Origin of the sequence: Acetobacter nitrogenifigens DSM 23921 = NBRC 105050 (genome assembly GCF_000429165.1) — a bacterium.
In the GTDB taxonomy this organism is placed as follows: Bacteria; Pseudomonadota; Alphaproteobacteria; order Acetobacterales; family Acetobacteraceae; genus Acetobacter; species Acetobacter nitrogenifigens.
On sequence record NZ_AUBI01000003.1, the window covers coordinates 76,847 to 103,510 of the forward strand.

23 protein-coding genes, 1 tRNA gene and 1 riboswitch are annotated in these 26,664 nt (G+C 60.0%); of the genes, 12 read left to right on the forward strand and 12 right to left on the reverse strand.

All coding sequences use genetic code 11. The features are described from left to right. Positions 1–26 precede the first annotated feature (26 nt). Positions 27–106, reverse strand: a riboswitch (SAM riboswitch). 542 nt (positions 107–648) lie between these two features. After that, a tRNA-Gly gene (locus tag G442_RS0105165) sits at positions 649–722 on the forward strand. A gap of 139 nt (positions 723–861) precedes the next feature. Then, positions 862–1,311 carry a hypothetical protein gene (locus tag G442_RS0105170; RefSeq protein WP_026397127.1) on the forward strand — a complete coding sequence of 150 codons (450 nt, stop codon included), beginning with the start codon at positions 862–864 and terminating at the stop codon, positions 1,309–1,311. Between the two features lie 58 nt (positions 1,312–1,369). Here G442_RS0105170 and G442_RS20970 read toward each other — a convergent pair whose 3' ends face one another. Both G442_RS20970 and G442_RS0105180 read right to left on the reverse strand, forming a co-directional pair. Further along, positions 1,370–1,942, reverse strand: a complete 573-nt coding sequence (locus tag G442_RS20970; protein ID WP_051291953.1) for a cytochrome b — start codon at positions 1,940–1,942, stop codon at positions 1,370–1,372. A 95-nt stretch (positions 1,943–2,037) separates the two neighbouring features. After that, on the reverse strand, positions 2,038–2,286 hold the full coding sequence (locus G442_RS0105180; RefSeq protein ID WP_035376265.1) for a DUF1653 domain-containing protein: 249 nt from the start codon (positions 2,284–2,286) through the stop codon (positions 2,038–2,040). Positions 2,287–2,524: 238 nt separating this feature from the next. On the opposite strand from G442_RS0105180, the gene G442_RS20975 reads away from it, so the two are divergent. Continuing rightward, positions 2,525–3,055: a hypothetical protein gene (locus G442_RS20975; RefSeq protein WP_146882371.1), complete on the forward strand. Its 531-nt coding sequence runs from the start codon at positions 2,525–2,527 to the stop codon at positions 3,053–3,055. 122 nt (positions 3,056–3,177) lie between these two features. On the opposite strand, the gene G442_RS0105190 is transcribed toward G442_RS20975, so the two are convergent. The 4 genes from G442_RS0105190 to thiS all read right to left on the reverse strand — a co-directional run bounded on the left by G442_RS0105190 (position 3,178) and on the right by thiS (position 5,408). Next, positions 3,178–3,732 carry a hypothetical protein gene (locus G442_RS0105190; protein WP_026397129.1) on the reverse strand — a complete coding sequence of 185 codons (555 nt, stop codon included), beginning with the start codon at positions 3,730–3,732 and terminating at the stop codon, positions 3,178–3,180. Between the two features lie 77 nt (positions 3,733–3,809). Next, complete coding sequence (locus G442_RS0105195) at positions 3,810–4,436, reverse strand: thiamine phosphate synthase (protein ID WP_026397130.1); 627 nt, start codon at positions 4,434–4,436, stop codon at positions 3,810–3,812. After that, positions 4,436–5,206, reverse strand: coding sequence for a thiazole synthase (locus G442_RS0105200; RefSeq protein WP_026397131.1), 771 nt, complete (start codon positions 5,204–5,206; stop codon positions 4,436–4,438). Before G442_RS0105200 ends, G442_RS0105195 begins: the two co-directional genes overlap by 1 nt. Positions 5,207–5,210: 4 nt before the next feature. Next, positions 5,211–5,408: a sulfur carrier protein ThiS gene (gene thiS / locus G442_RS0105205; protein WP_026397132.1), complete on the reverse strand. Its 198-nt coding sequence runs from the start codon at positions 5,406–5,408 to the stop codon at positions 5,211–5,213. A gap of 109 nt (positions 5,409–5,517) precedes the next feature. On the opposite strand from thiS, the gene G442_RS0105210 reads away from it, so the two are divergent. Further along, positions 5,518–5,712 (forward strand): hypothetical protein, encoded by a 195-nt coding sequence (locus tag G442_RS0105210; RefSeq protein ID WP_146882373.1) that lies wholly within the window; start codon positions 5,518–5,520, stop codon positions 5,710–5,712. A gap of 426 nt (positions 5,713–6,138) precedes the next feature. Here the strand turns inward: G442_RS0105210 and G442_RS0105220 are convergent, their stop codons facing one another. Then, positions 6,139–8,550, reverse strand: a complete 2,412-nt coding sequence (locus G442_RS0105220; protein ID WP_026397134.1) for a TonB-dependent receptor — start codon at positions 8,548–8,550, stop codon at positions 6,139–6,141. A 215-nt stretch (positions 8,551–8,765) separates the two neighbouring features. Continuing rightward, complete coding sequence (locus G442_RS0105225) at positions 8,766–10,313, reverse strand: helix-turn-helix domain-containing protein (protein ID WP_026397135.1); 1,548 nt, start codon at positions 10,311–10,313, stop codon at positions 8,766–8,768. A 1,153-nt stretch (positions 10,314–11,466) separates the two neighbouring features. Between G442_RS0105225 and acs the strand changes: the two genes are divergently transcribed. Then, positions 11,467–13,428, forward strand: coding sequence for an acetate--CoA ligase (acs, locus tag G442_RS0105235; RefSeq protein WP_026397136.1), 1,962 nt, complete (start codon positions 11,467–11,469; stop codon positions 13,426–13,428). Positions 13,429–13,535: 107 nt separating this feature from the next. Next, positions 13,536–13,799: a hypothetical protein gene (locus G442_RS24265; protein ID WP_084440377.1), complete on the forward strand. Its 264-nt coding sequence runs from the start codon at positions 13,536–13,538 to the stop codon at positions 13,797–13,799. Positions 13,800–14,030: 231 nt separating this feature from the next. On the opposite strand, the gene rpsI is transcribed toward G442_RS24265, so the two are convergent. Continuing rightward, a complete protein-coding gene (gene rpsI / locus G442_RS0105245; protein WP_035376228.1) occupies positions 14,031–14,522 on the reverse strand; it encodes a 30S ribosomal protein S9 in 492 nt (163 codons plus the stop codon). Between the two features lie 5 nt (positions 14,523–14,527). Continuing rightward, positions 14,528–15,007: a 50S ribosomal protein L13 gene (gene rplM / locus G442_RS0105250; RefSeq protein ID WP_026397138.1), complete on the reverse strand. Its 480-nt coding sequence runs from the start codon at positions 15,005–15,007 to the stop codon at positions 14,528–14,530. A gap of 366 nt (positions 15,008–15,373) precedes the next feature. Here rplM and G442_RS0105255 point away from each other — a divergent pair, with 366 nt between their 5' ends. Next, entirely contained in the window at positions 15,374–16,900 is a 1,527-nt protein-coding gene (locus tag G442_RS0105255; protein ID WP_026397139.1) for a hypothetical protein, read from the forward strand. Further along, positions 16,897–17,790 carry an NAD(P)H-binding protein gene (locus G442_RS0105260; protein ID WP_026397140.1) on the forward strand — a complete coding sequence of 298 codons (894 nt, stop codon included), beginning with the start codon at positions 16,897–16,899 and terminating at the stop codon, positions 17,788–17,790. The genes G442_RS0105255 and G442_RS0105260 overlap by 4 nt, the downstream gene beginning before the upstream one ends. 363 nt (positions 17,791–18,153) lie before the next feature. Here G442_RS0105260 and G442_RS0105265 read toward each other — a convergent pair whose 3' ends face one another. Further along, positions 18,154–19,872, reverse strand: coding sequence for an amidohydrolase (locus tag G442_RS0105265; RefSeq protein ID WP_246789340.1), 1,719 nt, complete (start codon positions 19,870–19,872; stop codon positions 18,154–18,156). 373 nt (positions 19,873–20,245) lie between these two features. Here G442_RS0105265 and argE point away from each other — a divergent pair, with 373 nt between their 5' ends. Beyond that, entirely contained in the window at positions 20,246–21,415 is a 1,170-nt protein-coding gene (argE, locus tag G442_RS0105270; RefSeq protein ID WP_035376229.1) for an acetylornithine deacetylase, read from the forward strand. A 10-nt stretch (positions 21,416–21,425) separates the two neighbouring features. Here argE and G442_RS0105275 read toward each other — a convergent pair whose 3' ends face one another. Then, a complete protein-coding gene (locus tag G442_RS0105275) occupies positions 21,426–22,343 on the reverse strand; it encodes a LysR family transcriptional regulator (protein ID WP_026397143.1) in 918 nt (305 codons plus the stop codon). A gap of 60 nt (positions 22,344–22,403) precedes the next feature. On the opposite strand from G442_RS0105275, the gene G442_RS0105280 reads away from it, so the two are divergent. From G442_RS0105280 to G442_RS20980, 3 genes are all read left to right on the forward strand, one after another. Then, positions 22,404–23,081 (forward strand): DUF1028 domain-containing protein, encoded by a 678-nt coding sequence (locus G442_RS0105280; RefSeq protein ID WP_026397144.1) that lies wholly within the window; start codon positions 22,404–22,406, stop codon positions 23,079–23,081. Positions 23,082–23,360: 279 nt separating this feature from the next. Next, complete coding sequence (locus G442_RS0105285; RefSeq protein WP_026397145.1) at positions 23,361–23,768, forward strand: RidA family protein; 408 nt, start codon at positions 23,361–23,363, stop codon at positions 23,766–23,768. A gap of 357 nt (positions 23,769–24,125) precedes the next feature. Then, entirely contained in the window at positions 24,126–26,585 is a 2,460-nt protein-coding gene (locus G442_RS20980) for a TonB-dependent receptor (protein ID WP_051291955.1), read from the forward strand. The last annotated feature ends 79 nt before the right edge of the window (positions 26,586–26,664 follow it).

The following is a 26,664-nucleotide window of genomic DNA, read 5'->3' on the forward strand; positions in this document are numbered from 1 at the left end:
GTCGACCGTGGAAACCTTGTCGGACGCACTCGCCCGCCAACGCCTCTTTAGCGCGATTCTTTAGCCTCGCCGCAAGCCGGCCTAACAAATCGCGAGGCCCTCCGCGCTATTTGCGGGAGGGACGAGCCTTATCGCGGATCAGCCTTCGGCCCGTCAACCGGATTGGGCGCCCGGGCGGGGTATAGCTGCCTTCGCGATACCATGCCGTGTCTGGGGCCCGGCATACATGTCGTCGGTTTTCAGCGCGCAATCCGGTTGGCTGCGACGGCGTCTGTCCGACGTGCCCGCCGGAACTGAACGCCATGTGTCGGCAACATACTGACGGAGGGGGAAGGCGATATCGTTCGCAAGGGAAGGGGGGCGATCGAAAAGGATCAGGTGAGGAGCGCTGCCGCGGGCGCCCTGTCCGCTGATATGTGCGCCGGGATAGAAAATGATTCTGTTGGGGGGAGGGTCATGGAGGCGCTTCGGGCGCTTCGGTCCTGATCCTTTGAGGCATCGAATTGATGCGGTTTTTGATCAACATCCCGTGATAGGCGCAGGCGCCGCATGGATCATGAGGCGTTGCAATCGGGTCTCCGGCAAGGAGGTTCCTCCGCGTCCAGAACGATTGTCATCCACGGCGGGCATGGCTATAGATCGGCCAACGCGGGTGTAGTTCAATGGTAGAACGGCAGCTTCCCAAGCTGCATACGAGGGTTCGATTCCCTTCACCCGCTCCAGCGACACGCTGATATGGCCGCCTTCAGGCCCTCCGTCCCCCCGGCTCGACAATTTGCGGTATTAACGTCATGCGCAGGCGCAGCGTTGTGTCTCACGTATGATTTGAGCACATTACGCGCGAGACAACAGGAGCCTCTGATGACCCGTCTATCCACGCATGTTCTCGCGGCCCTCGCCGTCGCCGCCGGACTGGCCTCGGTTTCCCCGGCTGCCCGGGCCGACCAGCCCGCACCGGTTTCAAAGGGTGGCGAGACTGCGACCAGCGACAAGAACCCCACTGGAACGAATCTTGCGGTGGCGACTGCGGCTCAGGTCGCCGAGATTTCTCCGGCCAACGTCGCTGGACTTCTAAACTACTGCGTCGAAACCGAGCAGGTTTCGCATGAGGACGGCGACGCCGTGCAGACGGCGCTGAACGCGAAGACCAATGCGGTTCCGACCGACCACGCTGGCAACATGGACTACGCCATCGGCACGGCCGGACAGTTTCTGGTCGGCGGCAAGGCGTCCACACTTACGGGTCTGGACCAGCCGGCGCAGGGCAAGCTGTGCACGGTCGTTCTCGCGCGTTCGCGTTCCCTGATCTGAGGTCAGGTTTCTTCGGCGCGGCGCCTTTCTCAGGCGCCGCGCCGAAGGCGTGTTCCGCTCAGGTCCTAGGGTTCTGGCGGGGCAATATTCTCAAGATAACGCCGTTCCTGCGTATTGCAGCGTGCCAGATCGCAGCGCCGAGATGCAGCAGAAGCAGCGCATAAAGCGCCCATTGCGCCGTCGAGTGGATATTCCACGCGATATCGCCGCGAGCCTCGTTCTTCGCGAAGGACGGAAGCGGCGCAATTCCGAAAAGCGACACTGGATGCCCGTTCGCGGCCATCATGTAGCCGCTGACCGGCATCACCAGCAGCGCGATATAAATCAGCCAGCGCGAGATCGTAGCAGCGGTTTCCAGAAGCTTGCCGCCGCCCCCGGCAACAGGTTCACGCCGCGAGATACGGACGCCGATGCGCAGAAAGGTCAGGAGCAATATCAGAAGGCCGACCGATTTGTGCCAGAACATCAATTGCGGGTGCGTCATGAAGCCGGTCTGATCGTCCGGCGTCGCGGCAGCCACCCAGCCTAGCGCCATGACCGCCACAACCAGCGGGGCGCTCAGCCAGTGAAGCAGGATCAGCGCCGACGAATAGCGTGTAGGCGCGTCTGAAGTCGGTAGAGTCGAGGGCACGCTGGTCTCTCCTCAGTGGGCGCGCGGTGAAGCAGACAGCGCGCTGGAGCGTTACGCAACGAATTTCCACATAGTCGGCGTTTTTCCTGAAGAGTTCACGGGGAGCCGGCCCCGGCGCCAGTCCCGTCAACCCCAATCCCGTCCACCAAGGCAAAACGGGGCTGACTGTTGACCGTTTCCAGCCACATGGAGAGAGGTCGGACCCATAGGCCGCCTTGCGTTTCGCTGCGATATACGACCAGCGGCTCTTCGGTCTCGCTGTGTCGCGCCACGCCGAGCACTGTGTAGAAGCCGCCCTTATAGTGGCGGTACCGCCCTGGCGGCGCCAAGAGTTCTTCCTGCAAAATCAAATCGCTCCTATACGTTAACGCCGCTATTATAGCGTTGGCGCCGCGCCGTGGCGGCGCGAGACATTGTCGTCACCGGAGATTCAAGACGTTGTCAGACCTCCTATCGCGCCCCTTCACAACATCGTCTCCTCCCGCGCGTCGTGCTGACGCCCAAGGTGGACGCAGGTTTGACATTCGTCGCGCGCTCATCCTTTGCGGGACCGTCCTGTGTTGGGCGCCCGCTGGAGGAGCGATGGTCGCCGGAACGGCCGCAGCGGCGGTGCACCATCACAGCCGAAGCTCCACGAAAAATTCTCAGGCGGCGTCAGGCAAGCCGGTTCTTCTCAGCCAGCAGCCGGGTACCGAACTCGACAAGCAGGCGCGCCTGCTCAGCGCGGACGATATTGCAACTTCACTGCGGCATCATCAGCCGCCACTGGTTCTGATTGGATCGGCCCCCCTATCTACGCGCAAAGGCGAGATAGCGCTCTTTGTACAGCTGCAGTCCGCAGCCCTCTGTGGGTCGGCCGGATGCTCGACGGACGTTTACCTGCATCGGGGCGACGACTGGATCAAGGTGCTCGATTCCATTAGCGGCGCCATCAGCATACTGCCGCAGAGCCATGGCGGCATGTATGACATTATTGTGGACGGAGATGACCGCTGGGTGTGGCGCGGCGGCAGTTATCAGGACACGGTGTCGGCTCCCCCTATAGGCAATCTGCGGGGTGAGATTAAGCGGTTTCAGGCTGAAAATGGCGTCAAGGACGACGGCGGGCATTAAGACCGCCTCGCTCGCCGCTCAGCAGGGGGCTTGTTTGACTGTGTTGCTATGGAGCGGGCATATGTGGAAGGTCTCCGGTCGGGAGTTTATTCCGCGTGTGGCGGCAGCGTGGGCTGCGTCGTCTACAGGGTGTGGATCATGATGCGAAATGCGGTCGCAAAATGCACGCTCGCCGCATCGCTCGCCGCCTGATTCAACAGGATGTCCACGTTGGGTTGAGACGTGAGATAGATTTGGCAAAACCCGCCCGTGACCTGTTCCCGGTGTCCCGTGACACACGGGGCGTGGCGTTGCATGAGCGCTTGCCGCAGCGCCGCGGTCCCGGCTCCGTCAGCGGAGATGACCGCGTCGAAAGGGGTCTGGTCAATCTGCGCGAGGCTGACGGCGACCGGATGCATCGAAAGGCCGCCGACCGTGAGTTCGCCGTCGAAGTGGTCCACGACCTGATTGGCCTCTCGCTCCGATCCTGGCGTGGCCTGATTGTAGACGACTGCGACGCGGATCGCTCCTTGCAGTGGCGGTTCAATGAAGTGCAGAGCCTGCCCCACGATCATGATGTCTTTCGCATTTAGGGGTTCGGCCGCCGCCGCCCTGCACATGGCTGCGACCAGACATAGAACTGGCGGGAGAAGCGCGAGGCGTCTGAAGTACGAAATGCGACGAAGAAAATGCGGCACGACTCTCAGCCCGGATCAGATATGGACATGATCGGTCATGCCTATTGAGGAACATTTAAGCGCGGTCATATCGCGCTTCAGGGGCTCGGAAACTGTGCTTTCTTTGCAGCCTGTAGCCACGCCTGCACTTGTCCTTCCGGGTCATCGGCAAGAACGAAGTCTGATACGGCCGCGACGGAATCCGCGCCAGCGGCGAGGCATTCCGGCATTCTGGCCAGCGTGACCCCGCCGATCGCCACCAACGGAACGTCGCCAGCCAGCTTTCGCCATTCGCCTATACGCTCGACCCCCTGCGGCCCGAACGCCATTTTCTTCAGGCGCGTGGGCCATACAGGCCCGAGGGCGACATAATCGGGGCGCAGCGCCAGCGCTCGGCTTAACTCTTCATGGGAATGCGTGCTGACGCCGAGCCGCACGCCCGCCGCCCGTAGGGTGCCGAGGTCCGCCGTATCGAGATCTTCCTGCCCAAGATGCACGTAATCCGCGCCGGTCTCGATCGCGATCCGCCAGAAATCGTTGACGACGAGCGTCACGCCAAGCCTTCGCGCGGAAGCCAGTGCGGTCGCAATCTCCTCGCGCAGGGCGTCGCCGTTCATATCCTTGACGCGAAGTTGGATGAAGCGCGCGCCGGCGCCGCCCAGACGGTCGATCCAGAACGCGCGATCGACGACAGGGTAAATTTCCTGCGGCAGTCTTCTGGTCATCATGACAGGGCGGGCTTTCCAAGCAGCGGGGTCGAAGGCGCGGCCATGTCGCGGGCCTCCATCGGGTCGGCGATCCGAGCGAGACGTCCAGCCTCGACGGCCAGACGAAACGCCCGGGCCATAGCTACGGGGTCGCCAGCCTTTGCGACGGCCGTGTTGATCAGCACGGCGTCGTAGCCGAGTTCGAGCGCTTGTGTGGCGTGCGACGGCAAGCCGATCCCCGCATCGACGACGAGGGGGACGTCCGGGAAGTGCGCGCGCAAGGCGCGAAGGCCGAAGACGTTGTTCAGGCCTTTGCCGGACCCGATTGGCGCACCCCATGGCATTAACACCTCGCACCCGGCGGCGAGTAGTCGTTCCGCCACAACGAGGTCTTCGGTCGTGTAGGGGAAGACTTTGAACCCTTCGGACGACAGGATGCGGGCTGCTTCGACCAGTCCGAACACGTCCGGCTGAAGCGTGTCGGACTCCCCGATCACCTCCAGTTTCACCCAGTCGGTTTCGAACACTTCCCGGGCCATATGCGCGGTGGTCACCGCCTCTTTCACCGTATGGCATCCCGCCGTGTTGGGCAGGACAGGCGTTCCCAGATCGCGGATCAGGGACCAGAAAGCCTGGCCAGCTCGCGCGCCGGCGGATTCCCGGCGCAAGGAGACGGTGACGAGACCGGCGTCGGCCGCGCGCACGGAGTCGGCGAGAATTTCCGGCGACGGGTACTGGGCTGTGCCCAGCATCAGGGGCGACGCCAACTCCGTTCCATAGAATAACATGAGATCAACCGCCTTGCATCGGCGCGACGATTTCGACGCGCATACCGTCAACGATGTCCAGCCCGCAGCGGCGGGACCCGGGGATGAACTCCCCATCGACGGCCGTGGCGATTCTCGCGTCGCCGTAGCCCAGTTCGTCGACGAGCGCCGCGAGCGTTCGGGCGTTCACCACCCGCGTCTCGTCATTCACCACGATGTTCATGCCTGACCTCCGTGTCGCTGATAGCACGTACATGCACTGATTTGGTTCGACATGCGCGTGAACGCAAGCCGAAGCGGTCTGAGTGGGCCATCATGCCGGAGGCGTTGGCGTGCGTTCCAGCTGCGAAGTGGCGAAGTCGACGTGGTCCCGGCGGCTTGATGTGGCGACCATGTCGGTCCTTGATCAAGTTAAGGTTCGCCCGCTCGGGCCGTCGCCTCCGCGTGCGTCGGGGGCGGAGAGCGGGTGCGCGGCGAGCGGATGTCGCGTGCCTGATCGTCTGGGCCGCGTGATGGAACGTCGTTGAGCCGAGTTTCGGGGGTAAGGGGCATGCGGCATGCGGCATCATGTGCACAGAAAATGATGATCTGACGTTCGCCCGTAAGGACGTCCGATTGAATGCATTACGTATTTGATTGGAGGCGTCCTGTAAGTCGCGGAGCGCGTTGACGCTGTTTGATGGTAGATCGTTTAGAAAAAAGGGTCTTCAAATAAAGGGAAGAATTGAACTGCTTTATCAGTGTGAGGCGACGTTAACTATGGGCGCGCTGCCTGATTACGCAATTTTATGCGAATGCGATCAGGTCATGAACGTATTCAGGAAATGGCCTGATGTTTACAAATAAATTAAAAAAATACTATATATAAAATGAGATTATCATTTCAGTGGATTTCCCCCTCTTTCTCCAGCAGCGACACGCCTTGGTGAAAGAGGGGAGGGAGCTTGCGGGACTCAGAACCCAGTCGATATAGTGCCCGTCATTGTAAAGCGGGGCACAAGCCAATACGTCGCGCCGTTGCCGCCGGCCAGCGTTGTGCCGTCCATCAATGTGGTGGAGTGGTTGTTGGTGCCGAACCCATAGGCGCCGCTGCGCACGCGAGAATCCGTAAGGTTGCTGAAATTCAAACGAAAAGTCGGGCTTTTTAGGTAACGCCAGGGCTTGAAGCGATACCCGAGCGAGATTGCGTCAGTGATATAGCCGGGCATCCGTTCGTCGCCGACAAGCGTGACAGATTGTGGGCCGACGTATTTCAGCGTGAAATTGCCAAAGAAACGCCCGTCGTCGTAGGTCAGGCCGAAGCTGGTCGTCACGTGCGGGGCGCCCACGGCCTGCTTGCCCTTGGTGTTAAGATATGTGTTCTGGTACGGCACGTTGCTGTCGAGCCTTGCACTCAGATACTCAAAGCCAATGAACGGACTGATGTGGTGCCACGGGTGGGTGGCGAGCATCAGGTCGACGCCGCGCGTGGTCTGGTTGCCCACATTGACAGTACTGGTCTGCGTGTCGCTGACCGCCACGGACATCAGGCGGTTGGTGATGTTCATATTGAAGAAGGAGAGATCGACGATGAAATGATCGTCGTTGTAACGGTATCCAAGTTCCTCAGAGATGGAGTACTGAGGCTTGGGCAGTGTGCCCTGATAGTTCGGCGACAGGGCGTCCGGGCTGGGTTGCCGGAAATTGCCCTGCGCATTCACATAAATCTGGTGGTGTGGATTAAACTGATAGCTGATCGACAGATGCGGCAGCGGGGATGTCAGGTTCATGCCGTAGCGGCCTGAGTAGCTGTATCCAGAGCCGCCGCTGACGCCCACGCCGCTGTAGGGGTCCCAGTAATTGGTCATGATGTATTTGAAGCCTGCGTTGATCACGAGGCGATCTTGCAAGTATTTGGCTACGTCTTCGATGAAGAGCGCGTGCAGATCATAGCCTGGATTGGTGTAATAGCTGTTGACGCGCCTGAGTTGACCATCGACCAACGTAAATGCCTGAGACGTCTCCGTGTTCGGGCTTGGGTTCGAGCCGTCCGTCCTCGTGTAGCTGGAGGGAATGCCGTAAGTCGTGGTGTAGTGTTCGAACCAGTACCCGAACGTCAGGTGATTGTGGCGGTCGACGTCAACGCCCAGTTTCGCCGTCACGCCCAGCTTCTGGTCCGCGTATTGCTGGTAGTACGACGTCAACCATGTATTGGGGTCGGTAATGGGCGTGCCGTTGGACGTGTAGTAACCGGTGGCGCCCGCAGTGCCGCCGACCCGGCTGCTGGTCGCGCCGTTCCCATCCCATCCGCGACCAAGATTGAAATAGGGAAGCAGGTCGAACGACACATGCTTCGTCAGGACGAAATGCTGTGGCGCCGACAGGAAAAGCTGGTTCCAGTGATCGATATTGTTCTTCCAGTAACGATTGGCGTCGTCCGACGTGGGGTCCCAGGTATTGGTCTTGTTGTAGTTAACGCCGTTATGTTTCAGATCATAAAACTCAGCCGCCGTCGGCTTGTGGTCGATGGTGAAGTCCTCGTAGTTCCATGAAATGAAGATGTCGTTGGTCGACCCGTTGGCCCAGGTCTTCTTCATCCCGAAGTCGATATGCTTGCGCCAGTTGATGCCGGATCCAAGCCAGGAGCGGGCGTGGGTGTTCGAAAACGAGAAGTAGCCCTTGACGCCGCTATGACCGATCTCGCCGCTCTCCAGACGGATAAACTCGCGGGACATGTTGTTTGTGCCGTAGGAGAAATCCACCATGCCCCCGAATTTATCGGTCGGGGTGTGGGTCGTTTCGTCCAGTACGCCGCCTGCGGCGGCGGTGATGGGCATTTCGACACGCGAGGATGAGGGCGTAATCGTAACGCTCTCGACGTTTTCTGCGTCCGCGTCCTCGTTGAGGTAATTGGCGGACGTCGCGGGGGCTCCGTTCAGAAGCAGGCCGATGTCGGAGTCCGTCAGGCCCCGTGACTGAATGTTTCCACCCTGCATTCCCGATGTGTCGGCGACAGAAATGTTCATGCTGGGCGTGTTTTTGGCGATATCGAGGATGGTCGCCGTAGGCGAGATCATATCGATATACTGCTTGCTGACCGTCTGCACGTTGCTGGCGCTGGTCTCGACCCGCATCATGCCGCCGCCGACCTCTCGCGCATGGCGAGAAACGGACACGTTGACGGACTCTGACCCCTTTGCGAGGACGTGCACGGGGCGGCGTGGCGCTGGAGCGACGGCTGCTGCTGCTGCTGGAGCTGTGGTGGCGGCACGCGGTGTCGTGACGTGTCGTTTGTGACTCTTGCTTGTCGACGTCGCGGCCTCGGCGCAACCGACCCACACGATGCCTGCGCAGGCGAGGCCCGTTGTGCATGTGAGCAAGGACATGGCTGAGGGCCCGCGGCGCGGCCCTGCTTTATGGTGAATCATGACTCCCCCCGGAGCGAAATGCTCGAACACCAATGCGCGTCCGCTTCATCCCCCCTCAGAAATGGTGCGACCGACGCTTTGCAGCGTTCGACTTTACAGGGCCGAAAGTCGCCAATCAATGCGTTCGTGGAATATTTCGACGCGCCAACCCTAAGGGGGCCGGTAACGGAATATTATTCCGGATTCGGAACCATGTGATAAGGAACCACGCCTCGTTCCTCGCCGCCGGCGTCGATTTGAAATCCGGCGGCCGGGAGCGCCCTGTGGCGGCAGTCAGTGCGTATGCAGGCCCGGCACCCCGGGCCGATTGGAATGATCATCCGTTCGTCGTCCAGGTCGAGGCCTGCGGCGTAGACGATATCCGACGCGTGCGAGATGGAGCAGCCAAGCACGACTGCGACGAGGCGCGGTCGGTCGAAATATGAAACGCCGGCGTGGCCGACCGTGCGGGCGACGTTCAGGTACACGGCGTCGTCTGTCGTACGCGACACCTGCACATGCAACTGACCCGGCGCTGAAAAACTGCGGAAGACGTTCCATTGCGAGCACAGGCCGCCGAAGCGCGAAAGGCTGAAGCGTGTAGCGCTGTGGCTCTTGAGGATATTGCCAGCGATGTCGGTCTTGATGAAATAGAAAGGGATTCCCTCCGCTCCGGAACGCTGCAGGGTCGACAGACGGTGACAGACCTGTTCGAAGCTGACGCCGAACTGACGCTGGAGTTGGTCCAGATCGTGCCGCTTCTCCAATGCTGAGTGTCTGAAACGCTCGTAGGGGAGTAGCAATGCGCCTGCAAAATAGTTGCTCATGCCGACGCGCGCCAACCCGCGCGCGTCCGAACTGTTCAGGTGTGCGCGCTTGATCGCCCGGTCCAGCACGCGGGCATAGTCCAGCCGCCCTACGGCTTGCGCCATCCAGAAGACGGCGCTTTCCGACGGGACGCCGTCGGCGATGAAAAGCCTCTTGCCGCGCCGGTCCAGGCGCCAGACTACGCCCTTGCGGTCGAGGTCCGTGTCAGTCACGACGCGTATTCCGTGACGATCCCGCAGGTAGCGGGCCAGATTGGCCGCCATCATTCCGTTCGAAAAGGCGCTCGATTCATAGAGGTCCTCGGCGGCGCGGTCGGCCTCATCGAAGTAATTGTGTTCGTCATGCACCCAGTCGCCGACGGCTTCATAGGGCGGGGTCGTGGCGGGCTTGAGGTCGTCGTTTCCTGTTTTGCGATCAGAGAAAATGGACGGCGCGCCAGTCGCCCCGGCGCGCGCGGGAGAAGGTGGGGCGCTGGCGGGCGAGTGCGGATCGTTGGATTTGAGGTTGCGTGGCATGGTGGCGTTGTCTGGCGCCGCATGCTCGCTCATCGCGCGGAAGGAGCGGTAGAGGGTTATGAACCGATCGGCGAGGCCGGGCGCAGCCCGGACCGCGGCCTGAAGTTCCGCGGGACGAAGGGAGGCCGTTTTGAAGAGGGGGTCGCCGAGAATTTCACGAAGCGCCTGGATTTGGCGAATTTCGTCGGTATCGCCGAAATAGGCTTCCGAAACTTCAAAAATTTTGCAAAGTTTTAGCAGGAGCGGGGGCGGGATGGGGCGTTGATCGTTTTCGATCTGATTAAGGTAGCTGGCGGAAAGGCCGAGTTCTTGAGCAAGCGCCTGTTGGGTCTGTCCGATACGACCGCGTAACTCGCGAATTCGAGAACCTGCGAACACCTTGTTTGCACGACGGATCATCTTCGCATCCTTTGCAAAACGCTCTCTGATCCTCGCATTTATTCGCTCGCTTTGCTATACCGCGCCTCGCGTCTGTGAGTGTAGGATAAATAAGGGAATAGGCTGACACGCGTCGCAATTATGGTGCGCCGCGGGGTGTGGATATGTGCCCTGAAGGCGGCGGATGGAGCGATAATGTCTGGTGACTTTAAGGTGTTGCGGATGGCGTCGGTGATCCGGGTTGGCGTGAGTGGCGGGTATGGTCAGTGGGCGATGCTCTGTTGGAGTTGCGCTTCTTGGATATGAGTGAGGCGTATTGATGATGGTTGTTTCGTGATGGGCGATGTGACGCGTTGCGCTAGAGGTGTTTTGTAAAAAATCGTCCATTTTTGAGGAGACTTAATATTTATGTATCTTATGAATAATAATTTTTATTTTGTTGTTGGGGTTTGTGCGGATTGATCTGCGTCGCTCGGGTTGTTGTCCGTAATCTGTGACATTGGCGTCGCGTGTGCCGGAAAATAATAATTCAGAAAATATATATGATGTGTATGAGCATCGTCGGCTCTCTCTCTCTCCACTCTTGCGAGCGCGTAAAGTTGTGATCGTTCGCCGAATGTCTTGAGCGGATGAGGTGGGCGTGACAGCTTGGGGCGTGAAGTTTCCGGCTCTGCCTCATATTTTAAGAGATATGGATATGTGCGCTGCGGCGGACGCGTTGCAGAAAGATACGTTTTTCTGTTCATCGGGCGTGTGGCGCGATCCTGCGATTTTAATCTGAAATGATTCGGGTATTTCAAGAAAAATTGTTTTAATTAATTGAAAATTTTACTGCTGCGATGGCGCTGGTCGTTACGTCAGATTTTCAGATGTTTTCCAGTGAGGCGCATGGCCCCAGGGGACATGATGCGCGTGTGGGATGTGTTTTTGCGATATTGAAATAATTTCAATGATATTAAGTGTCTATAGGATAAAAGATCAGTGTGGTGTCACTCAAGCTCGAGTTGTGAAAACTGTAACGCCGCGCGGGTGGCTGTGTGCCACGGGAAGTCGATTGAGAGGCGCGGTTCTGGTCTGGTGAAAGGGGTGGATTTTGGAGAGGCAATCGCGTAAACTACGCTTATGGAGCAACATACAATAAAAAATGAAAAGCTCTTATACCCCAACGGAGGTAATGTCGGTGCTCGACAATGTGCTCAGCCTGGTGTCGTCTAACCTGAACGACCTCGATGCTGAAAAAGTAGAGCGTGTTTCCGCGTTGCGCGCGCAGGCGGAAGGTCAACCGGATCAATTCTGGCTTGAACGTGCGCGTATGCTTGAGTGGGAAAAAGCGCCGACAAAAGCGTCAAATTCCTCGTTTCGCGGAGGCGTATCCATCCGCTGGTTCGAGGATGGGCGCCTCAATGCGTCGTATAATTGCCTCGACCGCCATCTGCGTGAGCGCGGGGATCAGGCGGCGTTGATCTGGCAGAGCGAAGACGCAAGCCATTCGCGCGTTCTCACCTATCGGGATCTGCATGCTGAGGTCTGTCGTTTCGCCAACGCATTGCGCGCCCTCGGCGTGCAGCGCGGCGACCGCGTGGCGATCCATTTGCCGCTTGTGGTCGAGGGCGTGGTGGCGATGCTCGCCTGTGCGCGGATCGGCGCGATTCATGTCGTTCTGTTCGGAGGATTCTCGCCGGAGGGACTTGGTGAACGGCTGGTCGACAGTGGAACGGTCGTTGTCGTGACGGCCGACGCCGGACGTCGCGGCGCGAAGCGCGTGCCTCACAAGACGGCGATCGACGCGGCGTTGAAACATGCAGGCACGATCTCGAGCGTTCGGAACGTGATTGTCGTCCGCGTCACCGGTGATGATGTCCCGATGAAAGAGGGACGCGATCTCGAATATGCCGCTATCACCGAAGGCGCGTCGACGGAGTGCGCTCCGGAAACGATGGCGGCTGAAGATACGCTTTTCCTGCTTTATACTTCCGGAAGCACAGGCAAACCGAAGGCGATGCTGCATACCACCGGCGGTTATCTGGTGTGGGCGGCCTATACCATGGACATCACCTTCGCGCCGGAACCGGGAACGACCCACTGGTGCACGGCGGATATCGCATGGATCACCGGGCATACCTATGTCGTCTACGGCCCGTTGCTGAATGGCGGCACTACTCTGATTTACGAAGGGCTTCCGTCCTACCCTCAGCCAGGGCGCTGGTGGGACATAATCGACAGGCACAATGTCTCCGGGCTCTTCACTGCCCCGACGGCCATTCGTTCGCTGATGCGTGAAGGCGACGGCGTGCCGGCTCAATACTCGCTGAAGTCGCTGCGTCGTCTCGGCTCGGCTGGCGAGCCGATCAGTCCGGACGCGTGGGACTGGTTCCATCAGGTCGTTGGCCGTGGCGAGTGCCCCTTCATTGACGTCTGGTTCCAGACCGAGACGGGAGGTTTCATGCTCGGACCTGTGGCGGGCGCGCAGCATCTGAAACCAGGATGGGCGACGACTCCTTTGCCGGGGCTGAAGGCGGTGCTGACGAATGAGAAAGGCGAACTGATAGAAGGAAACGGGGAAGCCGAGGGTTGCCTCTGCTTCGCCGGGTCCTGGCCTGGTCAGGCGCGGACGATTTGGGGCGATCACGGACGCTTCCGACAGACATATTTCAGCTTCAGCGTGGGGCTTTACTTTGCTGGCGACGGTGCGCGCCGCGATGCTGACGGGTATTACCTCATCACCGGCCGCATGGACGACGTCATCAACGTATCAGGTCATCGTATCGGCACGGCGGAGATCGAGGACGCTGTGGCGACGGATCACTCCGTGGCGGAAGCGGCCGCCGTCGGCGTCAATCACGATCTGAAGGGGCAAGGCATTGTCGTGTTCGTCGTGGCGCGGAGCGATAAAGTCAGGCCGCCGTCAACCAAGCTGACGAATGTGATCAGGGAGCGCGTCGGGCCGTATGCGGCGCCGGAGAAAATCTTTCTAGTCGCCGATCTTCCCAAGACGCGTTCAGGTAAAATCGTCAGGCGGCTTCTCAGGAAAATCGCGTCGGGCGAAACGGACGCCCTTGGCGATCTTTCGTCGCTTTCCGACCCGTCGATCCTGCCGGGATTGATTGAGGAAGTTCGTACCCAAAGCGCGCAGTGAGTGAAGTGTTGTGGACGTAACGTTGCTCTTCGTTACGTCTTTGCTAAGATGTTATTAATCGCTCGAAGTGACGATGCGCCCGGTATCGTCATTTCGGAGCTTACAGCATGTCCTCCTCGATTTCTGGTCTTTCCGGTTCGGCGTTGAGCAGTCTCTACGGCGCAGGATCTTCCTCGGCGTCGTCTTCAGGCGCATCATCGAGTTCGGGAACGAGTTCGTCACAAGACACCACGACGGTGACGACGAATGCCGACGGATCCATTACGACAACCGTCACGGATTCTCAGGGCGACATTATTTCCGAAACAACTACAGGCGCGTCGAAGACTGCGTCCAGCGCCGATAGTTCCGCGCTCGATATCACCGCCTGATCTTTATCGGTTCTGGATGTGGTTAAGCTGCGTCTAAATGCTGTAGCTGAACCATCTCCCTGATGAGATCACAGTAAAAGGCCCTTCGAAACGCATGTTTCGAAGGGCCTTTTGTTTGCGAACGAGGCAGGTGTGTCATTCGGCTTTTTAGTGCCGTGTGAAAACAGAAAGGCCGCCAACCCATGGGGTCGGCGGCCTTGCCTGAGACTTCCGGTTTGAACCGGAAGCAGATCAGCGCTTGCTGAACTGGAAGGAGCGGCGGGCCTTGGCCTTACCGTACTTCTTACGCTCGACCTGACGGGAGTCACGGGTCAGGAACCCGGCCGCCTTCAGGATGCCGCGAAGGCCAGGTTCGTAATGGGTCAGCGCGCGGCTGATGCCATGACGAACCGCGCCAGCCTGACCGGACAGTCCGCCGCCGGTGACGGTGCAGACGACGTCGAACTGGTTGTAGCGGTCAGCCACAAGGAAAGGCTGGGTCAGCAGCATGCGCAGCACGGGGCGTGCGAAATACGTGACCACCGGGCGGCCGTTGACGGTGATGTCGCCTTTGCCGGGCTTGATCCACACGCGAGCGACGGCGTCCTTGCGGCGGCCGGTCGCATAGGAGCGGCCCTGCGCGTCGCGCTTTACTTCATACACGGGGGCTTCCGAAGCGAGCGTCGCCGGGGCGATGTCCTTCAGATCGGCCAGTGTGCCGGTGCGTTCCAGAGTTTCGGACATAGTGATCAGACCCCACTCTTCGCGATGGCGGTGTTCTTGCGGTTCATCGCCGCGACATCCAGTTTCACCGGCTGCTGCCCGTCATGCGGGTGCTCGGCTCCGGCGTAGACATGCAGGTTGCGCATCTGGGCGCGCTGCAGCGGGCCGCGCGTGATCATACGCTCGACAGCCTTCTCAACGACCTGACCCGGGTTCTTGCCGGTCAGACGCTGGGTGATGGTGCGTTCCTTGATGCCGCCCGGATAACCGGTGTGGTAGTGGAACAGCTTCTGCCCAACCTTGTCGCCGGTCAGCTTGATCTTCTCGGCGTTGACGACGACGACGTGATCGCCGCAATCGACATGGGGGGTGAACTGCGGCTTGTGCTTGCCGCGTAGACGCTGGGCGATGATGGCGGCGAGCCGACCGAGAACGAGGCCTTCGGCGTCGATCAGGATCCAGTTCTTCGTCACCTCCGCGGGCTTGAGCGAGAGGGTGGTCTTCATTGGTCGTATGTCCGTCCAGAAATCTTGATCGGTTCGGGTGGCGCGTTATGCGCACGGACACGGGCTTCGTCAAGCACGATCGTAAGGCGTGATGAGGTTTCTTGGGTTTGTTCGCCGTTTTTCAGGGCTTTTTGATTGCGGTAACATAATACCGCATTTTCCGTTTCGACTGTCCCTGTCTGGAAAAGCCCGGCCGGTGCGGCGTTCGCTGGCGTATCCTGAGGTCCAGCGCCTTGTTTTATAACGGATGGCGGCCTCTTCGGGGTGTCGGTCGACGCTCATGCTGTTACCTAGGGGGCTCGCTGTCGCCCGTGTCGATTCCGGTTTGCGGGCTGTCGACGTCGAATCGTCACTTAAGGACCAGATATGATGCAACCCCGCGTCCTCATAGCTTCCTCCGCGGTTCTCGCCGTTGTTTTGATTGGCGGCGGCGGAGCGGCCTGGGTATGGGCGCAGCGTGTTGCGGACGCCCGGCTGGACGCTGCTCTGGCGCAGTTTCGCACGCAACTGCCGCCGGGGAGCGAGTTGACCTACCGACAGGCCAAGGCGATGCCTCTCGGACATGGCGCGCGCTTGAAGGACGTCATGCTCAGGGAGGAAGGGCTGACATTCACTGCGTCCACGCTGGAGGCGCTCGGCGTTATGGCGCCTGACGCAGGGACGAAAGCGCCGCTGCGCTTCGATCATCTGATCGCTTACGACGGGCGCCTGCAGGCGCCGTCTCTGGAGGTCATGTTCAAGCGTGTCGCGGTCGACCAGTTGCAGACGCCGATGCAGGGTGAGTCGCTGGAGAAGCTGGTTTTCGGGCACGGGGAACTGTCCGAGCTGTCGATAAAGCCCGCCGAGGTGCAGGCTGACTTCGCTATCAAGGCTGCGTCGATCGACAATTTTGGCGTTGGTAAGGCATCGCGGCTGGATGTCGCCGATTTCGTATTCCACGGATATGCGACGCCAGCGCGCCAGATCACGTTCGCGCATCTTGCAGTGGATGGTCAGGATATCGCGTCGCGCGTCAATGGCGGCCCCGGCGCCAAACTTCCGCCCCGCGACGGCGACAGCGGCCTGCGTCTGGACGACCTGAAGCTGGACGGAGAAGCGGACGGCGCACCGGGTAAAATGCAGGCGTTTCTTTCCTTGAAACGGCTGGTCGAGCACGCAGCGACAAACGACCTGAAGAGCAACGCCAGGGTGACGGTCGATCACCTGCTGATCTGGCCGTCGGCGCCCCATTTCGAGATTCTGAAGGAACTGGGCTACCCGTCGCTGGACGCCTCGATTGCCATGAACGTGATTGTCGACGGTCGCGCGCATACAGCGACCGTCAAGAATTTCGACCTGACTGCGGCGGGGGCTGGGCGTCTTACCGTCAGCGAAGACCTGAGCGAGATGGATATGCCGAGCGTCCTCGACCTAGCGGGCGCAGGCGTGACAGGCGCGAAGGTTAACCGTCTTGATATTGGCTGGCGCGACGAGGGGCTGGTGAATCGGGCGATCACTCGATCGGCCGTGGCTCAGGGCGTCGATCCGGACGCCTATCTCTCGGCGCTGAAGCGTTCGTTGGCCCCGACCGGGGCTGCGCCGGACAGTATGGGTGCGCAACTGGCTCAATACCTGCAGGCGCCAGACAAGGGAACGCTGCGGATATCGCTGGCGCCGCCTCAGCCGCTGCCGCTGATCGCAGTCATTGCTGCGCTGCCGATGGCGCTTTCGTCCGGCGGGTCCTCCGAGCTGGTTCAATCCATGGGGCTCACGATTCACGCGCCCGCAAGTGGCAGTAAGGGGGAGAAGGCGCCGGACGCGACGATGGGCGGCGATGGCGATGCGGCCGACGCCACGGACGAGGTTCCGCCCGATGCGCTTTCCGCACCGTCCAAGGCGGCGCCGCGTCCATGAGCGCGGAAACGGTTCATGTCATCGGCGCGGGCGGACGTTCTGGCGCGGCGCTATGTAAGGCGCTGCTCGCTCAGGGGCGAGCCGTTGTGCCGGTGGTCCGGGACGACGATCGCTATCGGCGCGGGTTAGCGCGCGCGGGCGTGGTCCTGACGGGTGCGGGTGCGCTGCGGGAGGCGCGGTTTGGGGATCTCGAAGCGTCTCTTCCGCCGTTGCGCCGAGCGCTTGCCGATGCGACGACTGTCGTTTGCACCGCGCATGCGCGCAATGTTCCGGTCGTTCTTTCCTGCATGCCTGAGCGTGCGCAACTGGTGTGTCTTGGCAGCACGCGGAAGTTCACGCGCTGGCCTGATGCCCATGGCGATGGGGTGCTGCGCGGTGAGCGAGCACTGTTGGAGTCTGGCCGCCCCGGCGTCATCCTGCACCCGACGATGATCTATGGGGCAGAGGGGGAAAACAACGTGCAGCGCCTCGCCGCGCTCTTGCGGCTTTTGCCTGTCGTGCCGCTTCCTGCTGGCGGGCGAGCGTTGGTGCAGCCGATTCATCAGAGCGACGTCACGGCGAGTGTTCTGGCGGCGATCGACATCGACTGGCGCGGGCCGGAAGCCATCGTGATCGCGGGCGCGGCGCCTGTTTCCTATCGTGACTTCGTCCGGATGGTGGCGGACGCGGCGGGTGTCCGGCGTCGACCGGTGCTGTCCGTGCCCGCCGCGCCTCTGATCGCTCTTGCGGGCGTGACACGGGCAATTCCTGGAGCGCCAGATATCGGCGGGGCCGAAGTCCGCAGGTTGCTTGAGGATAAGGCGTTCGACGTTACGGCTATGCGCGAGCGTTTGGGCGTTATGCCGCTGGCGCTGCAGGAGGGGCTGGAGCGCCTGTTTGGTGGCCTGTGAAGCGATGGATGGTGCTCATCGCGTTTGGCGTTGCGGAGCACGGTTTGATTTTGCGTGATGGCATATTTCTCGGGAATGATATTTTAAAAAAATTCTGTAAATTATAAGTTTTTAACATTTTATGCGGAGATTTTTCTGCAACGATTGAAAGATCGTTTGAATGTCTGCGTAAGCTATAGCTCATGAGTGCGGACGTTTCGCTATGACGATGAATCCCCATCCGCTTGTGCCGGGTAATGGACAGAGTTCCCTTTCTCCGTCGCTGAGAGTCTTATGCGTTCGATCAGTGAATGATCGCTATTGTCAATTTTGTGAAAAATGATTTCATGAATTGTGAAAATCATATCTACAGAAGGGGGTGAATCATAGCGTCTCGTGCGTGATGCGCCCGCCCACGATGGTCAGGACGTTCTGAAGTGAAGGGAGGTCGTCGGGATCGACCGTGAACGGGTTCGCGGAAAGCACCGTAAGGTCGGCGTACGCGCCCTCGGTTATTCGCCCCTCATCCTGGTCGCGTCCTGCGGCGTAGGCCGCGCCTTCAGTATAGGCGTGAAAGGCTTCCGGGAACGTTATCGCCTGCCGCGTCACCCACCCGGCGTCGGCGGGCGCGCCGAGCGGACGGCGCAGCACCGCCTTGCGGATGCCAAGCTTTGGATCAAGCGGCACTATGGGCCAGTCGGTGCCAAATGCGAGCCCGGCCCCTGCATCCAGGAGGGCGCGCATGGGAAAGGCGTTTTGCAGGCGTCGCGTTCCGACGCGGGCTTCCCACACGCCCTCCATGCCCATCCAGACGTCGGACGGCGCGATCATGACAGGCTGCATGCTCGCGATGGCGCCAATGCGAGAAAAGCGATCAATATCCGCCCGGTAAGGGAGTTCGACATGCTCTACGCGCGGCCGCAGACGATGCGACAGCAGCCCGGCGGCTTCAATGGCGTCCAAAGAGAGGGCGATGGCGCCGGGACCGATGGCGTGGGTCCATATGGTGAAGCCAGCTTCCATGCCGCGACGGACAGCGTCGATATAGGGTTCCTTCTCCCACAGCAGCGCGCCGGTCAGATCCGGCCGATCCGCATAGCCATCCGGCATGGAGCCGGTATGGGATTCAAGCACGCCGTCGAGGAAAAATTTCAGGCCGTCGATGCGGAGCATATCCGTGTCATAGGTCGCGCGCAGCGCAACTGCGTCGCGCAGTCTCGCTTCCGTCATTGAGGGCGGCGCGATTTCCGTCATCATGCCGATCCGGATGGGAAGTTTTCCGGATAACTCAAGATCGTGCAGCATTGGCAGGAGCGATTCGTCGAAGGCTGCGCTCTGCATCCGGGTCACGCCGCAACGCGCCGCTTCCTGGAACGCCAAATCGAGGCCGCGTCGCCGATCCTGCTCATGTGCAGCGGGCATGTGGCGGCGGACCAGATCAACGGCGTGCTCCTTGAGCCAGCCCGAGGGGGAGCCGTCAGGACGGCGGACGATCTCGCCGTTCGGCGGGTCGGGAGTCTCGGCGGTGATTCCCGCAACTTCGAGAGCGCGGCTGTTGGCCCAGGCCGCGTGCGCCATGGCGGAGACAAGCAGGACCGGCCGGTCGGAAGAGACCACGTCCAGCATCGCACGGTCGAAGACACCGCCGGGCAGGTCAGGGTAGCCGTAGCTCCATTCGAGCCCGTATATCCAGGGCGCGTCCGGCGTGGCGGCGGCGCGCGCCGCAACACGTTCCACGACCTCTTGCATGCTACGGGCGTCGCGAAGACCTACCGCAGAGAGGTATTCCGCCGCCATTAACACATGAACGTGCACGTCAATGAAGCCGGGCGCCAGGAACATGCCGCCCAGATTTCGAATAGTCGTCTCGGGGCGACATAAGGCGCGGATCTCTTCCGTCGGGCCGATATGGACTATGCGTCCATTGGATATCCCAACGGCCGCTCCGATCAGGGGCCGGGTGTGAGATCCTGTATGAACCGTGGCGTTGAGAAGGGCCAGGTCGAGCGTCATGCCTGTGTTCCCCCGAAGATAAAGCTGAAGCCCCTCGCGCCCGCTGTCCGGGGTCTGCGTGAGCCTGAGCGGTCCGCATTTCAGGCTCATATGTGGCCCTGATTGTATAAGCTTCTCGTGACAGCGCCAATCTGGCCGCAATGGGCGACGGTCGTCAGAGTGGCGAGCGCGCCAAACATTTGGACGACGCGGAAATGTTCTTGCCTGCTCCGGATCGTTTGCTGTTATAAAAATGAAGATTGGAACCTGCCCGTTTTCCGCGATTTAAAGTCTTGAACAAGGATTGATCGTTTCGTAGGCGTCGGCGCTTATTTTGGCGGCGTTGGCTAGGCGCAGGCGTGCCCCCGCCTCGGAAGTTTCGATGCGTGGACGATGGGAGTTGCGTGCATTCTGTCCAGTGCGGCTATGGCCGCACCGGGCGTCGGGGCTCCGGCGCGCCAATGATTTCATGTGAGGCGGCGCGATGGATACGGAGCACTCGGATCGGAACATTGCGGCAGGAACGGTGGCGCTGCTGGAGCGTCTGGTCGCGTTTCCGACCATATGTCGTCAGGATAATCTTGAATTGATCGATTGGCTCGCCGCCACGCTGATGGAAGCGGGCGCGCGCGTGGAAATCGTGCCGGGAGATGAGCCGGGGCGTGCGGGGCTTATCGCAAGCGTCGGTCCTGATCGCCCGGATGGCCTTGTGTTGTCCGCTCATAGCGACGTGGTGCCGGTCGAAGGGCAGCCGTGGACCACCGATCCGTTCGGCCTGGCAGAGCGCGACGGCAAGTTGTTCGGACGCGGCTCAAGCGACATGAAAGGGTTTCTGGCCTGCGCCGTCACGGCGATCCGCGACGCGGCGGCGCGACCGTCCCTGGCTCGGCCGCTGCATCTCGCCGTTTCCTATGATGAAGAAATCGGTTGTGTCGGCGTTCATTCGCTGTTGCGACGATTGCAGGAGCGGGAGTTCGCCGCTGCCGGGTGCGTGGTCGGCGAACCGACCGGGTTACGGGTCGCCGTCGCGCACAAGGGCAAAGTCGCAGCGCGGATTACGTGTCATGGACAGGCTGCGCATTCCGCTAATCCTGCACTGGGTCGCAACGCAATTCTTATGGCTTCGCGCATGATTTCCGAAATCGAGGCGATACAGGCGGATATGATCGCGAACGGACGGCAGGACGTCATGTTCGAGACGCCGCACAACACCGCGCAGGTTGGGCTGATATCCGGTGGTGTGGCGCTGAATATCGTGCCCGATCTGTGTGTCGTGGACTTTGAGATGCGACTTTTGCCCGCAGAAGCGTCGGATGTCTGGATCGAGCGTCTGCAGCGGCATGCAGAGCGCGTTCAGAGCGAGTTTCCGGGCGGTAGAATCGGGATCGAGGTCATTAACGCATACCCGGGCCTTAAAGCCGAGGCGGGCTCTGCGACAGGCGCGCTCGTGCTGGCTGCGGCAGGACGTAATGACGTCGTAACTGTAGGATTCGGGACGGAGGCCGGGCTGTTTCAGGAAAAACTTGGTCTGGACACGATCATATGCGGTCCGGGGTCGATAGATCGTGCGCATAAGGCGGACGAATACGTCACGCGTGACGAACTGGCCGGGTGCGAGAGGTTCCTGTCAAAGCTCGTTGATGCGCTTGTCTGAAAGAAACGCGTCAGTCGCTGCCGGGCAATTTTTTTCCGGCGAGCAGCTTGCGGCACACATCGAGAACAGCGCGGCAGCGGGCGGTCCGCCGTACTCCGGAGATCGTCGCTATGCCGTAGCGCAGCGGGCGGACGTCGTCTTTCAGGGCGAGGTAGGCCAGCGCTCTCCCGTCCAGCGCCGCCTTGTTGCGTGGTCGGGCGTTCGCCAGTCCGTAACCGTCGCCGCGCGCTACAAGGCTGCGAACAACGTCGATGCTGCCAAAACGTCCGGCGATTTTCGGCGACAGAGTCTGCTGACTGAACAGGCCGAGGAAGTAGTCACGCGACAGAGGCAGGTCGAGCAGGAGAAAGGGTTCGTCGATCAGTTCGGACAGCGAAACGGATTTGCGGCGCGCAAGCCTGTGCGTGGTCGACACCATGACAAAGGGGGGCAGAGTGGCCAGCGGTTCGAACTGGACGTCCGGCGGGGTGTTGAGATCGTAGGCGAGGCATGCGGAAATTTCCCCTCGTCGCAGGCGGTCTACAAGTTCGGCATGATGCCCGGCGCTCACGAGAAGCCGCGCGGCCGGATGATGGTTTTCAAACGACTGCAGCAGTTCAGGGACGATCAGCGAATACAGCGTCGTCATACAGCCGATTTCGACCTGGCCATTGATCCGGTTGGACAGACCTGCAGCTTCGGCGTCGAATTCCTGCGCATGAAGCAGAAGGCTTTGCGCTTCCCGAAGAAAGCTCTGGCCTTCCGGCGTCAACGACAACCCGGCGGCGTGATGGCGGATAAAAAGCGGGATGTTGAAAGCCGCCTCCAGTTGAGAAATGGCTGCGGATATGGACGGCTGCGAAATGTTGACCTGTCGCGAGGCCGCTGTGATCGAGCCAGTTTCAGCAGCCGCCACGAAATATTCGATTTGTCTCAGGGTGAACCGCATGGAGTTGCTCCGAACGGTCCATCGGGCATGCCGACACCCGTCAATAGAGAGGTATAGAGAATGACGTTTTCCATTGTCGCCCGATGTGAGCGTACGGGTCAATTCGGCGTCGCTGTCGTGTCGTCGTCGCCGGCGGTGGCGGCGCGATGCGCTTTTGCTCGTGCGGGGGTCGGCGCAGTGACGACCCAGAACGTCACCGATCCACGCCTGGGGCCGAAAGCTCTTGATTTTCTCGCAGAGGGACTGTCGGCGGCAGACGCTCGCGATCAGGTGTCCGCGGCGGCGACCTATGCTGAATTCAGGCAGGTGACCATCGTGGATCGAAATGGCGAGGGGGCGATTTGGTCGGGTGGCCGGACCCTTGGCGTGAACGCGGAAGCTCTGGCGCCGAACGTCGTCTCCGCGGGCAATCTTCTGGCGAATGATAGCGTCCCGGCGGCGATCGTCGCGGCGTTTGGTGCGTCCGATCCTGGGCAGGAACTGGCCGAAAGAATTTTGCATGCGCTGGAGGCTGGTTTGGCCGCGGGCGGCGAAGCAGGCCCCGTGCACTCGGCCGGATTGCAGATCGTCGAGGGCGAGGCGTGGCCGTTGGTGGACTTGAGGATCGACTGGTCAGAGGAGCCTGTCGCCGATCTGCGCGGCTTGTGGGAGCTGTGGCGACCGCAAATGCGCGATTATCTTAGTCGTGCGCTGAATCCGCTGGACGCCCCGTCTTACGGGGTTCCCGGCGACGAATGAATGAATTTTGTAAAAAATTGTTATTTCGAAATTTACATAGCATTTTCTGATGATAGGCATCGGTAGTCCTTGCTTGGTCAGAACGATGCGCAACCCTACTGTTCGGATGTTCTGGGCGTCACGCCCGCGCGTTGGCGACGTATCGCCGGGACACCGTGGCTGTGACGGGGGCGGTGGTTACTGCTTCGTCAGGCTCGCTTGCCGGGCTGCGTCTGAGACTATTCAGGTTTAGGCAAGGCGTTCCTGATGGGAGCGTCACTGTCAGGGAAAGACAAGAGTATGATTCACAAACGCATCCGTCCGTTCAATACGAAAGCCACCTACCCGGAGCAGAGCCTCGATAACGATCTCTGCCAGGCGGTGGTGGCTGGCAAGACCATCTATCTGCGCGGGCAGGTTCCTCAGGATCTTGATACGCGCGAAAATGTCGCGGTGGGCGATCCGGAGGGACAGGCGGAGAAAGTGATGCAGAATATCGAGTTGCTGCTGCGCGAATGTGGGGCGGAACTCGCGCATATCTGCAAGGTGACAGTGTATCTGACCGATATCCGCCATCGCGAAACGACCTACCGTGTGCTTGGCAAGTGGATGAAGGGCGTATTTCCGGTTTTCACTGGACTCGTCGTCGTGGCTCTTGCTCGGCCAGAATGGTTGATTGAGGTGGACGTAATTGCCGAGCTTCCATAATCGCGGACGTAGTATTGTATATACAATTCGGTGAGTGATTTGTGGTGATCGTCGGCGTTTATTCCATCCAATTTGAGTTCAATTGCGAGGACTGATTTCCGGCTCAAAAAGGCGAGTATGGCCCGGCGTCGTCGGCTGCTGAACGTTCCGCGTCTCGCGGGGATTTTGGTGAGTGTTGTAAGATCGCAACATTCAATTTTTGTTCCGAAAATGTTTTGAATTTGGCTTGTCGCCCACATTCCGTATATGCAACCATAATCAATAATGGTTAGCGTCTTTCGGGGCGACGTGTGCGACGCCGCATGCGGCAGGACATAACTGGCGCATTGGGGCGTCGTGGTGAGGAGTTGCGGCGAGATGATCAAACACACGACATGCCTTACCGGCTGCGTGGCAGTTTCAGCGATTTTGGCGATCGCGCTCGCAGGGACGGCGGGAGCCGCCACGCGAGCCCATCATCGCGGGTCATCAGGCGCTAGCGCCGCGGCGAGTTCGGCAATTTCTCCACGTAATGGGGGCGCCGCTGCAGCGGTGCCTGTAAAGCGGGCGCCGACCGTTTTTAACGCAGCCGGAACAGAGGCCGTTGCGGCCGTCGGGCACAGGCATGTTTCGGGCGGCGGCATGATGCGCGCGGAAACTGCAGCGAAAGCCGTCAGCACGGTTACGCACGAATATATCTCGAAGCAGTCCCCCGCGTCCAATGCTCTGGCGCTGATTCAGATGGCCCCGGGCGCCAACGTCGCCATGGGCGATCCGTTCGGCGTCAGCGATGAATCGATGATCACCGTGCGCGGCATGAACCAGCAGCAGATCGGGTACACCTTCGAAGGTGCTCCGATGAACGATCCCGACGATTACACGCCGAATTCGTCGGAATGGATCGATTCCGAAAATATGGATAATGTGCAGCTGCAGCAGGGGTCTGGCGAGTTGAATTCACCACTGACGAACTCAGCTGGCGGCATCATGGCCGTGAATATGCGCAATCCGAAATACGAGCATGGCGGCGAACTCGACATCAGTTACGGCACGCATCAGCTAAATCGGCAGTTCATCCGTTATGACACTGGCGAAATCGGCCATAGCGGCGTTCGCGCGTTTGCTTCCTACTCCAATCTTTCCGGCAAGGCGTGGCGTGGCCCCGGTCGGAACAACCGACGTCATATGGATTTCAAGGCGATCAAGGAGTGGGGCAACAGCTTTATTTCTGTCGCGGGTTCCTACAACAATGAAAATACGGCGTATTACCCGACCTACAACTCCGTCAGCGAGTGGAATCAGGAGGGGTTGAGCCACAACTTCTCTGGCACATATAACGTCAATGACGCCAGCTATAACGGTTTGAACAGCTACTATAAGTTCTATCAGACCAACTGGGCTGACATTCTGATCAGCGCGCCGATGCATTTCGAGGCGAGTCCGAAGCTGACTTTCGACGTTTCGCCGTATGTCTATCACGGAAGCGGCGCTTATCCGTTCGGTGCGGGCAGCCTTTCGAACGGCGCAGGCGATTACGGCGGTTTGCTGGCGATCAATGGCTCTAACTACAACGGAACCGGCACGACTGGCGCGTCGATCGCGACTGGCAATGCTGCCACCTACAGCACCGCGCAAGGCGAAGCCATCAACGCCATGTATAACTGGCTCGGCACAGAAGGGTACGCTGGGCTTAATTCGTCGGTGAAATACAAGACTAAACACAACGAGCTGACGTTCGGCTGGTGGTTCGGCTATACCGATATGCAGGCTCTTGAGCCTTTTTCCGCGCTGACCGCGACTGGCCAGGCCGCCAACTTCGATGGTCGCTACAATCTGAAGCTGACAGACGGGACGCTTTTGAGCGAGCAGTCGTACCACACGATCACCATGACCAATATGCTCTATATCGGCGATCAGGTGACGCTTCTCAATGATCGCCTGCATATTTCTGCAGGTTTCAAGGAAGCGATGATCTCGCGCGACGGCACGTTCGGGCAGCCTGTCGAGGGATATTACAAGGTGGGCTACAACACCGCAGAGCCCTTGCCGCGGATGTCCATCGACTACCACGTCAATCCGAACGTCATGGTTTTCGCCAGCGTCAACACCAATTTTCGTACGCCAGTCGGTACGGCGATGTATAACGCCTACGATAACCCCTGGAACGGATCGCAGATCACCACGGGCAATACCAAGCTGAAAAACGAATACAGCATCGTCGAAGAAGTTGGCGCGCGATATTCCGGCAGCCTTGGAAACGCATCCATCACCGGCTTCAATTACAACTTCACCAACCATCAGGTGAACGCCTATAATGGCGCCAACCCTCTGCCTGTCGCGATGAACGTCGGCGGCATGACGATCCGAGGCGTGGACGCCCAGATGGGCCTGCGTCCGTGGCATCACTTCTCGCCTTACGCTTCTGGCGAATACCTCTACGCCACGACGGATAACAATATTCCTGACGATACTGGTGGATATCTCAACACCAAAGGGAAAATCGCGCCGTCTGCGCCGCGTTGGCAGGCGTCAGTCGCGCTCAACTACGACGACGGTACGATGTTCGGCAGCGTGACGCTTCGCTATGTCGACAAGCAGTACAGCACTTACACGAATGACGAGCAGATCAAGGGTTACAAGCAGGTCGACATGATGATCGGCGCGCGGATGAAGAAGATCGGGTTCATGAAGTCTCCTTCTATCCGTTTGAATATTATCAATCTGGCCGATCACCATTATCTGTCGGGCGTGTATTCGCCGGGAACGACCGCTGGCACAGCGCAGCTACTCGCCGCGCCAAATTTCGCCTGCCTGGCGACCTTCAGCACTGGGTTCTGATCGTCGATCCGCATTGGGACAGGGCGTGATTGATCGCGCCGGTGTTCCGCAGACAATCGACTTTCTTGCCGCTAACTTG

Bases quoted from the DNA above. Each gene is read 5' to 3' on its own strand.
- G442_RS24265 (WP_084440377.1), top strand. From the start codon at position 13,536: ATGTCCTCCTCGATTTCTGGTCTTTCCGGTTCGGCGTTGAGCAGTCTC.
- thiS (WP_026397132.1), bottom strand. From the start codon at position 5,408: ATGAACATCGTGGTGAATGACGAGACGCGGGTGGTGAACGCCCGAACG.
- G442_RS20975 (WP_146882371.1), top strand. From the start codon at position 2,525: ATGGTCGCCGGAACGGCCGCAGCGGCGGTGCACCATCACAGCCGAAGC.
- G442_RS0105260 (WP_026397140.1), top strand. From the start codon at position 16,897: ATGAGCGCGGAAACGGTTCATGTCATCGGCGCGGGCGGACGTTCTGGC.
- G442_RS0105265 (WP_246789340.1), bottom strand. From the start codon at position 19,872: ATGAGCCTGAAATGCGGACCGCTCAGGCTCACGCAGACCCCGGACAGC.
- G442_RS0105170 (WP_026397127.1), top strand. From the start codon at position 862: ATGACCCGTCTATCCACGCATGTTCTCGCGGCCCTCGCCGTCGCCGCC.
- acs (WP_026397136.1), top strand. From the start codon at position 11,467: ATGTCGGTGCTCGACAATGTGCTCAGCCTGGTGTCGTCTAACCTGAAC.
- G442_RS0105285 (WP_026397145.1), top strand. From the start codon at position 23,361: ATGATTCACAAACGCATCCGTCCGTTCAATACGAAAGCCACCTACCCG.
- argE (WP_035376229.1), top strand. From the start codon at position 20,246: ATGGATACGGAGCACTCGGATCGGAACATTGCGGCAGGAACGGTGGCG.
- G442_RS0105275 (WP_026397143.1), bottom strand. From the start codon at position 22,343: ATGCGGTTCACCCTGAGACAAATCGAATATTTCGTGGCGGCTGCTGAA.
- rplM (WP_026397138.1), bottom strand. From the start codon at position 15,007: ATGAAGACCACCCTCTCGCTCAAGCCCGCGGAGGTGACGAAGAACTGG.
- G442_RS0105200 (WP_026397131.1), bottom strand. From the start codon at position 5,206: ATGTTATTCTATGGAACGGAGTTGGCGTCGCCCCTGATGCTGGGCACA.
- rpsI (WP_035376228.1), bottom strand. From the start codon at position 14,522: ATGTCCGAAACTCTGGAACGCACCGGCACACTGGCCGATCTGAAGGAC.
- G442_RS20980 (WP_051291955.1), top strand. From the start codon at position 24,126: ATGATCAAACACACGACATGCCTTACCGGCTGCGTGGCAGTTTCAGCG.
- G442_RS0105195 (WP_026397130.1), bottom strand. From the start codon at position 4,436: ATGACCAGAAGACTGCCGCAGGAAATTTACCCTGTCGTCGATCGCGCG.
- G442_RS0105280 (WP_026397144.1), top strand. From the start codon at position 22,404: ATGACGTTTTCCATTGTCGCCCGATGTGAGCGTACGGGTCAATTCGGC.
- G442_RS0105255 (WP_026397139.1), top strand. From the start codon at position 15,374: ATGATGCAACCCCGCGTCCTCATAGCTTCCTCCGCGGTTCTCGCCGTT.
- G442_RS0105220 (WP_026397134.1), bottom strand. From the start codon at position 8,550: ATGTCCTTGCTCACATGCACAACGGGCCTCGCCTGCGCAGGCATCGTG.
- G442_RS0105225 (WP_026397135.1), bottom strand. From the start codon at position 10,313: ATGATCCGTCGTGCAAACAAGGTGTTCGCAGGTTCTCGAATTCGCGAG.